Source organism: Pedobacter sp. BG31, assembly GCF_042464845.1.
Lineage (GTDB): Bacteria > Bacteroidota > Bacteroidia > Sphingobacteriales > Sphingobacteriaceae > Pedobacter > Pedobacter suwonensis.
In genome coordinates, this window is sequence record NZ_JBHNZK010000030.1 from 26,862 (window position 1) to 40,439 (window position 13,578).

The 13,578-nt window shown below is 39.2% G+C and carries 7 protein-coding genes; 3 read left to right on the forward strand and 4 right to left on the reverse strand.

The annotated features are described in order from the left end of the window. Positions 1 to 194 precede the first annotated feature (194 nt). Positions 195 to 1,439 (reverse strand): efflux RND transporter periplasmic adaptor subunit, encoded by a 1,245-nt coding sequence (locus ACFE6N_RS22440; protein WP_378940088.1) that lies wholly within the window; start codon positions 1,437 to 1,439, stop codon positions 195 to 197. Positions 1,440 to 1,675: 236 nt separating this feature from the next. On the opposite strand from ACFE6N_RS22440, the gene ACFE6N_RS22445 reads away from it, so the two are divergent. The 3 genes from ACFE6N_RS22445 to ACFE6N_RS22455 all read left to right on the forward strand — a co-directional run bounded on the left by ACFE6N_RS22445 (position 1,676) and on the right by ACFE6N_RS22455 (position 6,743). Next, positions 1,676 to 3,046: a sigma-54-dependent transcriptional regulator gene (locus ACFE6N_RS22445; RefSeq protein WP_378940089.1), complete on the forward strand. Its 1,371-nt coding sequence runs from the start codon at positions 1,676 to 1,678 to the stop codon at positions 3,044 to 3,046. A 67-nt stretch (positions 3,047 to 3,113) separates the two neighbouring features. After that, positions 3,114 to 4,469 carry a PAS domain-containing sensor histidine kinase gene (locus ACFE6N_RS22450; protein WP_145855740.1) on the forward strand — a complete coding sequence of 452 codons (1,356 nt, stop codon included), beginning with the start codon at positions 3,114 to 3,116 and terminating at the stop codon, positions 4,467 to 4,469. Between the two features lie 84 nt (positions 4,470 to 4,553). Continuing rightward, a complete protein-coding gene (locus tag ACFE6N_RS22455; RefSeq protein ID WP_378940090.1) occupies positions 4,554 to 6,743 on the forward strand; it encodes a bifunctional alpha,alpha-trehalose-phosphate synthase (UDP-forming)/trehalose-phosphatase in 2,190 nt (729 codons plus the stop codon). Between the two features lie 1,169 nt (positions 6,744 to 7,912). Here the strand turns inward: ACFE6N_RS22455 and ACFE6N_RS22460 are convergent. The 3 genes from ACFE6N_RS22460 to ACFE6N_RS22470 form a co-directional block, all read right to left on the reverse strand. Then, positions 7,913 to 9,700 carry a glycoside hydrolase family 15 protein gene (locus ACFE6N_RS22460; RefSeq protein ID WP_378940091.1) on the reverse strand — a complete coding sequence of 596 codons (1,788 nt, stop codon included), beginning with the start codon at positions 9,698 to 9,700 and terminating at the stop codon, positions 7,913 to 7,915. A gap of 175 nt (positions 9,701 to 9,875) precedes the next feature. Further along, a complete protein-coding gene (locus ACFE6N_RS22465; RefSeq protein WP_378940092.1) occupies positions 9,876 to 11,144 on the reverse strand; it encodes a glucose-1-phosphate adenylyltransferase in 1,269 nt (422 codons plus the stop codon). Between the two features lie 8 nt (positions 11,145 to 11,152). Continuing rightward, positions 11,153 to 12,565: a glycogen synthase gene (locus ACFE6N_RS22470; protein ID WP_378940093.1), complete on the reverse strand. Its 1,413-nt coding sequence runs from the start codon at positions 12,563 to 12,565 to the stop codon at positions 11,153 to 11,155. Positions 12,566 to 13,578 lie beyond the last annotated feature (1,013 nt).

Consider the following 13,578-nt stretch of genomic DNA (forward strand, 5'->3'; position numbering starts at 1 on the left):
TTAGTAGCAAGTATCAAGACCTGATTATATCTTTTGTTTAACTTTAAACCCATTTCTTAAAAAACTCCAAACTCCAAACTCCAAACTCCAAACGCCAAACGCCAAACTCCAAACGCCAAACGCCAAACTCCAAACGCCAAACGCCAAACGCCAAACTCCAAACGCCAAACTCCAAACGCCAAACGCCAAACGCCCTACTTACTAATCTCCACCTGGTCGTATTGATTAAACTGATCGTAAGATGAAGTAATTACTTCGTCGCCTTTCTGCAAACCATCCAATATTTCATAATACAGATAGTTTTTTCGTCCGATTTTAACGTTTTTCTTAGTTGCTTTTCCATTCTTTACTAAAAAAACCCACGAGCCACCTGTGCTCTGGAAAAACTGTCCCTGGGCAAGGAGCAGTGATTTACTATTATCAGACAAAGTTAACTTTGTTTGTAAAGATAATCCACGTCGCAAACCTTCAGGTGCCGGACCTTTAAAAACCATTTCTACCTGGAACTGACCCGCTGTAACCTCAGGAATTACTTTGCTTACGGTTAAATTATAAGTTTTACCATTAAATTCACAGTTGGCGGTTTGTCCTTCTTTTACACGGTTGATGTAATACTCATCAACCCCTGCCTGCAGTTTGTAACCTTGTAACACATCAATCTTTCCGATCATTTCGTTGGCATTATAAGATTTACCAATTACCGGATCGTATGAAGAAAGTTTACCGGAAACCGGCGCTTTAATGGTCATATTTTCAATGTTCTTGCGGATCATCTCCAAACTTTCGTTCATTTGCCCCATCGATTGGTCAATCTGAGCCAGTTGCATCTTACGGCTCTGATTTTCCTGTTTAATCGCCTGGCGAACGATTTTCAATTTACCCTGGTAATATTCGTAATCCTGGTTAGATTTGTTAAATTCCTGGAGTGTAATTACCTTTTTGGCAAAAAGTGCACTGTCCAATCGATACTGACGGGTTGCAGTACGTAAATTATTCTCCACATCCAATACATCCTGATTCAGGATTCTTTGATTTTGTTCTAAATCCAACCTCGATTTACGTAGCTGATTAATTTGTTCGGTAGCAGCCGTCTGTTGCGAGGTATACCCCAACATGGCATTCGAATTTGCAATTCGTAACAGTGGTGTACCTTTCACTACGGATGCGCCATTTTCAGTAAAAATTTCCGCAACTGTTCCTCCTTCTGATGAACTTACAATTACCGAGGTTAAGGGAACTACACTGGCATTTAACAGCACTACATCTTCAAAATCACCATATTCTACTTTACTGATGGTCAACTTATCTGCATCGGCACTATAAACTTTTTTGAGTGACAAAGTATAGCCATAAATTACAATTGCTACAAAAGCAACTGCGCCACCTATTATTAACAGGGTTTTAGTGCTAAATCTCTTCTTCTCTATTTTCTTGTCCATTGTTTGGTTTACTGTTTGGTCTGCTAGTAACCAAGCTTGTGCCAAAACATCAAAACACACTTAAAACACTGATTACCAGATACTAATTAATTATTTTATTTTTGACATGTTCGTTATCGGACAGTTAATGTGCGGGAGCGGACAGTTTTATTAAATTTGCGCCATCCTTTCAGCACCTTATTGAAGGGATAACATTAGCAAAAAATAAGAAATACTAACTTGGAAGAGGCAAGGTTATGTTAGATGCCACTGTTTTAATTATTGACGATGATGACGATATCCTGCTAAGTGCCCGTTTGTTTTTAAAGCAACAGGTAAAGCAGGTAATTACATGTAAATCGCCCAAAGAAATTAACGTTTTACTGAGCAAAAATGAAATTGATATCATTTTGCTGGATATGAACTATCAAAAAGGTGCCAGTGATGGCCGAGAAGGCCTTTATTGGTTAGAACATATTTTATCTATTGATAAAGATTATGTGGTGATACTAATGACTGCCTTTGGTAATGTTGAACTTGCAGTAAAAGCAATAAAAAAGGGTGCTACCGATTTCATCCTGAAGCCTTGGGAAAATGAAAAGCTGTTTGCCACCATTTCATCGGCATCAAAACTTCGTGAATCGACCAAAAAGGTTAAAAAGCTTGAAAAGATACACACATCGCTTCAAAAAGATCTTACTAGAGGATTTGAGAATATTGTTGGTCAGGCTACCGAAATAAGGCAATTACAGCACACGCTATTAAAAGTTGCCCCTACCGATGCAAATGTGCTGATCCTGGGTGAAAACGGAACCGGAAAACAGGTGTTCGCCTATGAGATCCACGGAAATTCACAACGGAAAAACCAGGTATTTATGCATGTGGATTTAGGTGCCCTAAACGAAAATCTATTTGAAAGTGAATTATTTGGTTATGCTAAAGGCGCTTTTACCGACGCCAAAGAAGATAAACCAGGCCGCTTTGAGCTAGCTGATGGGGGGACGATTTTTTTAGATGAGATTGGAAATTTAACACTACCACTTCAGGCCAAGTTATTAAGTGTTTTGCAAAACCGAACGGTTACCCGTTTGGGCGAAAGCAAAGAGCGTAAAGTAAATATACGCCTCATCACGGCAACCAATATGCCATTGAACGAAATGGTCGCAAAAAATACATTCAGGCAGGATTTATTGTTTCGCATTAATACAGTAGAACTTTTGTTGCCGGCTTTACGTAAACGTGGCGAAGATATTTTACTTTTGGCCAATCACTTTTTGCAGGTCTTTAGTGCCAAATACCATAAAAATGTGCAAAAAATAAGCAATAAGGCCCAGGAAGCATTATTAAAGTATCAATGGCCAGGCAATGTACGCGAATTACAGCATGTGTTGGAAAGAGCCGTTATTATGAGCGATGGAGCTGATATTACCGAAGATGATCTGCAGCTAAGTCCGCAACGTTACGCACAGAACAACACACTACCAGATGAAATGGCTCTGGAAGATATGGAGAAAATGATGGTGCAGAAGGCCATTGATAAGCACAAAGGAAACATATCAAAAGCAGCGGCAGAATTAGGTTTAACCCGCGCAGCACTTTACAGAAGAATTGAAAAATTTGGAATCTAAGCTGAAAGCTAAAAGACCAAAGTTTAAAGCTTTAGTCTTTCGCCTTTAAGCTTTTAGCTTTAAAAATATGTTCTATCAACGCTTTACCTTCCGTTTAATATTCCGCCTGCTGACCATCAATCTGCTGGGTTATCTTTTATTTTACCTCATTAAAAACACCGAACTCTGGTTTACCATTACAGGCGTTGCACTGATTTTATTGGGTACCATTATTTCCCTTTATTACTATATCAATCAGATCCGGTCGGATATTAACCGTTTCATTTTGGCCGTAAAAACGAGAGATCATACCTTAAACTTCAGAAACAAAACAACCAGAGGCAGTTTCCCCGAGCTATACGAATCGTTTACTGATATTTTACAGGTTCACAAACAAATTAAACTGGAACAGGAAGCCATGTTTCAGCTGATCAAAACCATTTTAGAGCAGGTTCCGGTTGGGGTAATCGTGGTGAGCAATACAACAGCAGAAAAAGATAACGAGATTGCCTTTTTCAATCAGGCCGCTTCTAACCTTTTAGGTGTGCCCGCCTATAAATACTGGCATCGGTTAAAAGAGCATCTGCCAGCGTTTGGAGCAGAAATAGAGCAGATTTCAACAGGTGGAAAACGGTTTCTGGAACTTAAGATTCAGGATAAACTAACCCAGTTATCTACTGAAGTGATTCCTTTAAACCTTTACGGGAAGAACTATATCATCATTAGTTTTCAGAACATTAAAGATGAAATTGAGCAAAAAGAAACTGAAGCCTGGAACAGGTTAGTCGGTGTTATTTCGCATGAAATTTTAAATTCCATCACGCCTATCAGTTCCTTATCAGATACTATCAACAAAATGGTAACCGATAAAAAGGACTTAACTGAAGATGAAATGGAAGACCTTAAAACAGCACTTCATACGATCCAAAGGCGCTCATCAGGTTTACTGGATTTCGTAAAAGATTACCGTTTAATTGCCGAACTGCCTACACCAAACCTTGAGCCGCATACCATTGGAGAAATATTAAAGCACATTAAGGTACTGATGCAGCCATTTGCTAAAGTTAAAAATGTGGTGCTGGATGTAGAACAGACTTCATCAAAAATCACCATTCAGCTGGATCTGAAATTAATAGAACAGGTATTAATCAACCTGATTACCAACAGTATTTATGCGGTCGAAAATAAGGATATGCCTCATATCAATGTAAATTACCGTTTAGAAAACACCAAGCTATATATCGATGTTAGTGATAATGGAAAAGGTATAGACGCTGATGATCTTGAAAAAATATTCGTTCCATTTTATACCACCAGGAAAAATGGATCGGGTATAGGATTAACCATCAGCCGAAACATCATGAAAATGCACAGAGGCAGTATCGAAGTTATTTCTACTCCCGAAAGTGGTACAACTTTTTCATTGGTATTTAACTACGTTTAATCATCTGAATGTTTTTTTGACCTAAAAATTCAAACAAAATAAGAATGACAATGCTTTTAAGATATAGATACATCGAATAAAAGCATGAAGACAGTTATAATATCGAACAGACTACCCGTTAAAATCATTGAAGAGAACGAAGAATACACGTTTATTCCCAGCGAGGGCGGCCTTGCCACCGGCCTTGGCGATGTATATAAATCAGGCAACTCCATTTGGATCGGATGGCCCGGAATTGAGGTTCCGGAAGAACGTCAGGAAGAAGTTACGCAAAAACTTGCCGAACTAAACCTCTATCCGGTTTTTCTTACCCAAAACGAAATTAATTTATATTACGAAGGCTTTTCAAATGAAGTGTTATGGCCTGTATTTCATTACCTGGTTACCTACGCAAATTATGAACAAAGTTATTGGGATTGCTACCGATCGGTAAATGAGAAATTTGCCAAAAGTGCCATGCATGTACTGGATCGAAAGGATAAAATCTGGATTCAAGATTATCAATTGCTGCTGTTGCCGGGCATTTTAAGAGAGAAACTCCCGAATGCTACAATCGGTTTTTTTCAGCATATTCCCTTTCCGTCATACGAAATTTTCAGGCTCATCCCCTGGCGGGAAGAACTATTAAACGGCCTGATTGGTGCCGATTTAATTGGTTTTCACACTTACGATGATGTACGCCATTTTATCAGCACCGCTACACGTTTGCTACCCGTAAATTCATCATCAAACGTACTTAATAGCCACGAAAGACAAATTGTGATAGAAGCTTTTCCAATGGGAATTGATTTCGACAAATTTTCTGATCTACCTGTCACTGAAAAAGTAAAAAAAGAAATTGATTATTTCAGGACTGGTAAAGAAGAGATGAAAGTAATCCTTTCTATTGACCGGTTAGATTACAGTAAAGGCATACTCGAAAGGTTAAAAGCCATGGAATTACTACTTCAGGAGCATCCCGAATATATTGGTAAAATAGAACTTTTCATGATTGTAGTCCCTTCAAGGGATACCGTACCACAATATAGCGAGTTAAGAGACCAGATTGACCAGTTTGTTGGAAATTTAAATGCGAGGTACCGCTCCATAAACTGGATTCCCGTAAATTATTTTTATCGCTCTTTCCCTATTGAAGTACTCTCTGCACTTTATTCAACTGCCGACATTTGCCTGGTAACGCCAATGCGCGATGGGATGAATCTGGTAAGTAAAGAATATGTAGCTAGCCGGAACCACGAAGATGGTGTATTGATTTTAAGCGAAATGGCAGGTGCTTCCAAAGAATTAACTGATGCTGTAATTGTTAATCCCAATAATATAGGCGACATTATGGAAGCCATCGTAACTGCATTAAAAATGCCTTTGGAAGAACAACAGCAACGCATGAAAGCCATGCGGGCTATAGTAGAAAAATTTAACGTTAAACATTGGGTTAACAATTTTATTTTAAGATTAAACGAAGTGAAAGATTCTCAAAAATCATTATTAACCAAACACGCAGTAAATTCGATTAATGAAGTAATTGCTGCTAAATATGCAACAACAACCGACAGGGTTCTATTTTTAGATTATGATGGCACACTGGTAGATTTTACCGGAAACATTGATGATGCCTCTCCTGACGACGAACTTTATGATCTGATCGAAAACCTGACCCTTGATCATGCCAATAAAGTGGTAATCATCAGCGGAAGGAGACATGAAACACTGGAGCAGTGGTTTGGGCATTTAAAGGTAGATCTGATTGCTGAGCATGGCGCATGGCAAAAATCGTATGGAGATAAATGGAACAGTCTGCCCCTGCTTACCGACCAATGGAAACAGGAAATAAAGACTTTATTAGAAACCTATACCGACCGTACTCCGGGATCGTTCATTGAAGAAAAAAGCTATTCAATGGTATGGCACTATCGAAAAGCAGAAGATGGATTAGGTGATTTACGTGCCAATGAAATCGTAAGCCACATGAAAATTCTGGCTGCTGATAAAGGACTGCAGTTGATGCCAGGGAACAAAGTAATCGAGTTTAAAAATATAGAAGTTAATAAAGGAAAAGCTGCTTTAAACTGGTTATATGATAAAAACCCTGATTTCATTCTGGCATTAGGCGATGACCATACCGATGAAGACATTTTCAAAGTACTGCCAGATGATGCTTTTACCATAAAAGTTGGCAATAATATTTCAGAAGCAAAGTATTACTTAAATGATTTTAAAGAGGTAAGAAAGTTACTTTGGAGTTTAGTTAAAGAAGAGTTTATAGAACGGGGTTAATAAATATATAGTTAATTAATACCATAATGCCAAGGTCTGTGTCCCCACAGACCTTTTTTTCAACTATAATTTTAAAGAAATCCCACAGATTCCATATGATTTTCGCGGATTTTATGCCCAGATCTATTAATCCAATACGAAGGTGTGTGTCCTAACATACCTATTTCTTATGAAAGATATCGTCTTTTCGAGCGTAGCGGAACGAAGTCGAGAAATCTATTAGAGAGATATTTTCAAATAGATCTCTCCATTCCTCTGCATGTTAGTAGAGATGGCGATGCTTTCTATTGAATTTTATCCTTTAAATCTCTCTGCAACGTCACCCTGAACTTGTTTCAGGGTCTTTTTTACAGGAAAGATCTCTCCCGACCGGAAGTCAGGGTCTGTGTCCCCACAGACCTCTTTTCAACTAAATTTTAAAGAATCCCGCAGATTCAATATGATTTCCGCAGATTTTTTGCCCAAAGCTATTAATCCAATACGAAGGTGTGTGTCCTAACAGACCTATTTTTTACGTAAGATATCGTCTTTTTGAGCGGAGCGAAACGCCGAGAAATCTATTAGAAAGATATTTTCAAATAGATCTCTCCATTCCTCTGCGTTTCAGTCGAGATGACGATGCTTTCTATTGAACTTTATCCTATCCATTAAATCTCTCTGCAACGTCACCCTGAACTTGTTTCAGGGTCTTTTTATAGGAAAGATCTCTCTCCCGTCCCTAACCAGGGTCTGTGTCCCCACAGACCTTTTTTTCAACTATAATTTTAAAGAGATCCCGCAGATTCAATATGATTTCCGCAGTTTTTTTGCCCAAAGCTATTAATCCAATACGAAGGTGTGTGTCCTAACAGACCTATTTTTTACGTAAGATATCGTCTTTTTGAGCGGAGCGAAACGCAGTCGAGAAATCTATTAGAAAGATATTTTCAAATAGATCTCTCCATTCCTCTGCATTTCAGTCGAGAGGACGACTATTTCTATTGAACTTTATCATATCCATTAAATCTCTCTGCAACGTCACCCTGAACTTGTTTCAGGGGCTTTTTACAGGAAAGATCTCTCCCGCCCCGAAGCCAGGTTCTGTGTCCCCACAGACCTTTTTTAAATAGCTTTGACAACGTCAAATATGTGTTTTACATATCATAGTTGTCAAAGCTTAATCTATAATCCTACAAAAATATCGGCCTGTCCAGCTTAATCGCAATGCGGTAAGCGGCATTCATCAAACCTACATGACTATAAGCCTGCGGGAAGTTACCCCATTGACTACCTGTTTTGGCGTCAACATCTTCGCTAAACAATAGCAGGTGGTTACAGTATTTAATAATATTTTCAAACTCCTTTATCGCTTCGTCAGTACGGCCCACACAGGCCAAAGCTTCTACATACCAAAATGCGCAGATTAAAAATGTGGTTTTGGGTTTACCGAAATCATCAGCATGCAGGTATCGGTAAAAAAGTCCATCTTCAGTTTTGAGTTCCTTTTCTAAAGCAGTTAAGTGGTCCTTTGCCCTGTCAGAAGCGGGATCAAGATAATTCATCATAATCAGCTGTAGTGTGCTGGCATCCAAATGCGGACTTCCTACAGCATTGGTATACACTTTTCTTTCCGGATCGTAGCAGGCTTCAATATGTGCTGAAGCTTTCTCAATCAGCAGATTTGCACGTCTTTCGAAATCTTCATTACCAATGGTTTTAGCCATTTTTAAAGCAGCCTGCGCGCCTGCCCATTGGAAAAGGTTACTATAACAATGTACATTGGCAATGTTTCTGAATTCCCATATTCCGGCATCCTTTTCATCAATGGTACGTTCAATTTTAGAAAGTACACTTTCAATCCACTTTACTGAATCACCACGTTCCGAAAAAACAAAACGGTGGTCGGTATAAAGTGGCAGCATAGAAATCAAAACCTGCCCATAGATATCATTCTGAATGTGTTCGTAAGCCTGATTTCCGATCCTAATGGGCTGTTCTCCTTTATAACCATCCAGATGGTCAAGAGTCCGTTCGGTAATTTGTCTTTCGCCCGCAATACCATATAAAGGCTGGTAACGCACATCTTCAGCACGCGAAATATCGGACAGGTAATTAAAATACCTTTCCATTTCTTCAAAATGTCCGATATGGTTTAAGGATGTGAGCACATAGTGCGAATCGCGAAGCCAGCAATAGCGATAATCCCAGTTTCTTGTGCTACCTGGTGATTCGGGCAAACTGGTGGTACTTGCGGCTATAATGGCACCTGTGTCTTCATATTGGTGGATTTTCAAAACGAGGGCCGAACGGATTACAAATGGCTGGTAAAAACCTGCTATTGATGAATGTTTGATCCATAAGCGCCAATAAGAAATGGTTTCCCTTAAAAAATTCTCGGCTGTACTAACGATCGGTGCTTCTAAATTTTGTCCATAAGTCATCACCAAATACTTTGGCTCGTTCAGCACAAATGCTTTCTGGTCAAAAATATAGGTAAGTGATACATTGGTACTTAAGCGGATATTTTCATCACAGCCCAAATAGTCGATGTGATTGCTTCCCCTGCTTGATCTCATTTTACCTTTTCCATAATCGCAAACCGGCTCACACTTAATGGTAATGCGTGGGTTACCTTCTAAAGGCTCAATTTTTCTGATAAACATCAGTGGTTTAAAATAGCGATCGTATAAATGAAAACGGGGTGCAAAATCGGTAATCCGGTATTTTCCGTCTTCGGCGGTAATCTCCGTTCTTAGAACATTGGTATTCTCGATGTAATATTGATGAGAAGTAAATTCGCCCTGTGGCAAAATCGAAAAATCACCTCCTTTTTTTTCATCCAATAAACTGCCAAATACAAAAGGGCTATCAAAACGTGGCCAGCAAAGCCAGGATATATCAGTATTTTTATTTACGTGAGCAATAAAAGCGCAATTTCCTATAATTCCTGTTTGATAAAGGTGTTGATGATCGGTCATAAACTATTTTTTGTTTATTTACTAACAAGCTTATCGGGAAAATGTTGGGTAGAAAGAGAAAAAGACCTTATATATCCAGGGTTTTTCGCTGGAATAAACTGAAAAGACCTCACGGATTTAAAAAATCTGTAAGGTCTTGAAAGATTCTTCGCTTCGCTCAGAATGACAATATATCTTAAATAACTGTACCACTTGGTACAACAGCGCCTTTTTTAATAACCACTATACCATCTTTTACAGCATAAAGCTCAAAATCGCCATCTTCCAAATGATCGCCGCCATTAATTTTAACATCGTTGCCAATACGACAATTTTTATCAATGATGGCATTATTGATGAAGCAACGATCGCCTATTCCGATCAAAGAATTTCCCTTACTGTTTTCTTCCTGTATCTCTTCTAAAGTCTGGTACCTGTCGCTACCCATTATATAGGCATTGGTAATCACCGTATCCTTTCCTATTCTCGACCTGATCCCTAAAACAGCATGTTCTACCTTGCTCGCCTGAATAATACAGCCTTCAGCAATAATGGTTTTATCTAAAGTGGTACCCGAAATTTTCGAAGGTGGCAACATCCTTGCCCTGGTAAAAATAGCATGGTTGCTATCGAACATATTAAACTTCGGTATTTCATCTGTCAGTCCTAAATTGGCTTCAAAGAAAGATGAAATGTTACCGATATCGGTCCAATAACCCTCATATTGGAAACTTAAAACCCGGCTTTCCCTAATAGCTCTCGGCAAAATTTCTTTACCAAAATCCTTTTCCTCTTCGTTTTCGTTTAAGATATTGATCAGGTAATCGCGGTTAAAAACATAAATCCCCATCGATGCCAGAAAATTACGTCCTTCGCCCTGCATTTCTTCGCCGGTATCAGAAACCCAATCCTCCAAACCAGTTTTCGGTTTTTCGATAAATGAAGTGATCATGTTTTCTTCATCAGCCTTTAAAATACCAAAATCAGTAGCATCCTTTGCCGTCACCGGAATGGTAGCAATGGTAATTTCTGCAGCAGCTTCGATATGTTTCTCAATCATATCTTTAAAATCCATCTGGTAGAGCTGATCGCCAGAAAGGATTAAAATATAATCAAATTCATGAGAAACGATGTGATGCATACACTGACGGACAGCATCTGCAGTACCCTGGAACCAGCCAGAGTTTTGCACCGTTTGCTCGGCAGCCAAAATATCAACAAAAGCCGTACTGAAGTGACTAAAATGATAGGTATTTTTAATGTGTTTATTTAGGGATGCCGAATTAAACTGGGTTAACACAAACATACGGTGGATACCCGAATTGAGACAGTTCGAGATTGGAATGTCTACCAAACGGTATTTACCAGCTATCGGAACTGCCGGTTTAGAACGTGTTTGTGTTAGTGGCGATAATCTAGAGCCCTGGCCACCGCCAAGGATAACGCCTAAAACTTTGTCAGTCATGCTTAAGCTTATTTTAAATTTTGGTATAATTCTATATAATTCAAGGCTGCCCTATCCCATGAATGATCAATTTTCATCATGGTTTTTCTTACAGCTTTAAAGGCTTTTTTATCATTGTAAAATCCAACTGCACGGTTAATAGAATGTGTAACATCCCAAATACTCGTTTGGTCATGGCAGATCCCGAAACCGTTGTCGCCAATATCGATCACGGTATCTCTCAGTCCTCCAACCCTACGCACAATCGGAACCGTTCCGTAGCGTATGGCATAAAGCTGGTTCAGTCCACAAGGCTCTACTCTTGATGGCATGATCAGAAAATCCGCACCTGCATATATTTGATGCGAAACCTGTTCATTATAACCGATATAAGCATTGTATCTGCCTCCGAAGAAATCCTTCAACTGGTTTAACCTTCCTTCCACCCAACTATCTCCCGAGCCTAAAACCAAAATATTGATGTTGTCGCCATGCTGTTGCAAAGCGGTATAAAAAATGTCCGGCAAAATATCGGCACCTTTTTCGTCAACCAATCTTCCTATAAATGTAAACAGGGGCTTAGATGAATCTAATTGAAAAACATCGCAAAGTGCTTTTTTGTTTGCCAATTTCCCAGCTTCGACAGTTTTTATAGTATAACCCTTATTCAGCATGGGGTCTGTTTCAGGATTCCATACTTCGTTATCAATTCCATTTAATATCCCAACTGATTTCCAACGTTCCTGTCTTAACAAACTTTCCAGTCCGCGCGCATTGCCCATCATTTCTTCCAGGTAAGTTGGCGACACAGTAGTTACCTTCCAGGCACACTTAATAGCAGAAGCAAGGGGATTTATGGCATCATCCCAACCCAGTAAACCACCCTTCCATAAATCGAATGCGGGTAAATAGTACAATTTATCCCATCCAAACTGGCCCTGATATTGGGCGTTATGAATAGTTAGAACCGTAGGTACAACACTTATCGGCTTATATTTAATGCAATTTGAAACCATAAAAGGAATCAATCCTGTATGGTGATCATGACAATGTATGACGTCCGGGCGATGCTCCCATTGCACCATCCAATCGAGGGTAGCAATCTGAAAAGCCATAAATCTTTCCGTATCGTCGTTATATCCATATACATTTGGACGGTCTGTTAAGCCCTGTATATGAACAATGTATAAGTCGAATCCCAGTTTATTGGTTTTTTCTTTTAAAATACGGTACTGAAAGTGGTTATTCCCGTAATTTGCCCAGGCATCATAAGTGACCTCAAATTCACTTTCGCGGATAAATTTGGTATCGTAAGCAGGCACAACCACTTTGGCAATGTGGCCAAGTTTATTCTGGTATTTTGGTAACGCCCCTACTACATCGGCTAAACCACCAACCTTTGCAACTGGGTAACACTCGGCACTTATATGTATAATTTCCATCAAATATTTGCAGTAGATAACTGAAGTAAGTTACTAATTGTTTTGAGTTTTGCAAATAATGAAAATTATATTTTTAGTTGATTATTACTTTCGTCAAGCTAAATTTATTCCAGCATCTATTACCTGTAAAGCCCCTGAAACAAGCCCCGGGTGACGGTTCTTCAGAAATTAATTCAGGTTTTATTAGCAAGTGAATGTTCTGTTTTCTGTGGCGGCCTGCAGCCCTGCTTTCCGCTATAAGTCCTCACTGCGTTCCGGGCTTACCGCTACAATCAGGCTTATAAACAAAGTTGGTTTCCCATGAAACGCTGGAAATGTGGTATTGGGCACAATTTTCTGTTGAGTTTTCGAGAGGAAATTGTCGTCTCGATTGGAGCAATGCAAACGATGAGATCTTACTCCTTGTTCGCATAGTTTTAATTTAGACTTTTCAGCGGTGATCTTTTTAATTCTGCGGGAACAAATGGCTAATCATTTCCCGCTGATCTCGCAGATAAACGCAGAGATTTTTTCAAAACAGCTATTTACTTAAAAAAAGACCCTGAAACAAGTTCAGTATGACGCCACGTATCGGAGATTAGATTTTTAGCGGTGATCTTTTAAATCTGCGGGAACAAATGGCTAATCATTTCCCGCTGATCTCGCAGATAAACGCAGAGCTATTTTAGAACAGTTATTTACTTAAACAGCCCCTGAAACAAGTTCAGATGACGCCACGTATCTGAGATTAGATTTTCAGCGGTGATCTTTTTAATTCTGCGGGAACAAACCGCTAATCATTTCCCGCTATCCAGCAGATAAACGCAGAGATTTTTCCAAACAGCTATTTACGCTAGAGATCCTGAAATAATTTGAGCGTGAAGCCCCCTATAATATGAAAATGCAATAATCGAGTAGGAAGATAGGGATTAGTTCCCTATCTGTCCTCTCACACCACTGTACGTACCGTTCGGTATACAGCGGTTTGTTGAAACAGTATCTCTTGACAACCGATGATATTCACCTATTGCCAG

Coding starts and splice junctions, on each gene's coding strand:
- ACFE6N_RS22440 (WP_378940088.1), bottom strand. CDS start 1,439: ATGGACAAGAAAATAGAGAAGAAGAGATTTAGCACTAAAACCCTGTTA.
- ACFE6N_RS22445 (WP_378940089.1), top strand. CDS start 1,676: ATGTTAGATGCCACTGTTTTAATTATTGACGATGATGACGATATCCTG.
- ACFE6N_RS22450 (WP_145855740.1), top strand. CDS start 3,114: ATGTTCTATCAACGCTTTACCTTCCGTTTAATATTCCGCCTGCTGACC.
- ACFE6N_RS22455 (WP_378940090.1), top strand. CDS start 4,554: ATGAAGACAGTTATAATATCGAACAGACTACCCGTTAAAATCATTGAA.
- ACFE6N_RS22460 (WP_378940091.1), bottom strand. CDS start 9,700: ATGACCGATCATCAACACCTTTATCAAACAGGAATTATAGGAAATTGC.
- ACFE6N_RS22465 (WP_378940092.1), bottom strand. CDS start 11,144: ATGACTGACAAAGTTTTAGGCGTTATCCTTGGCGGTGGCCAGGGCTCT.
- ACFE6N_RS22470 (WP_378940093.1), bottom strand. CDS start 12,565: ATGGAAATTATACATATAAGTGCCGAGTGTTACCCAGTTGCAAAGGTT.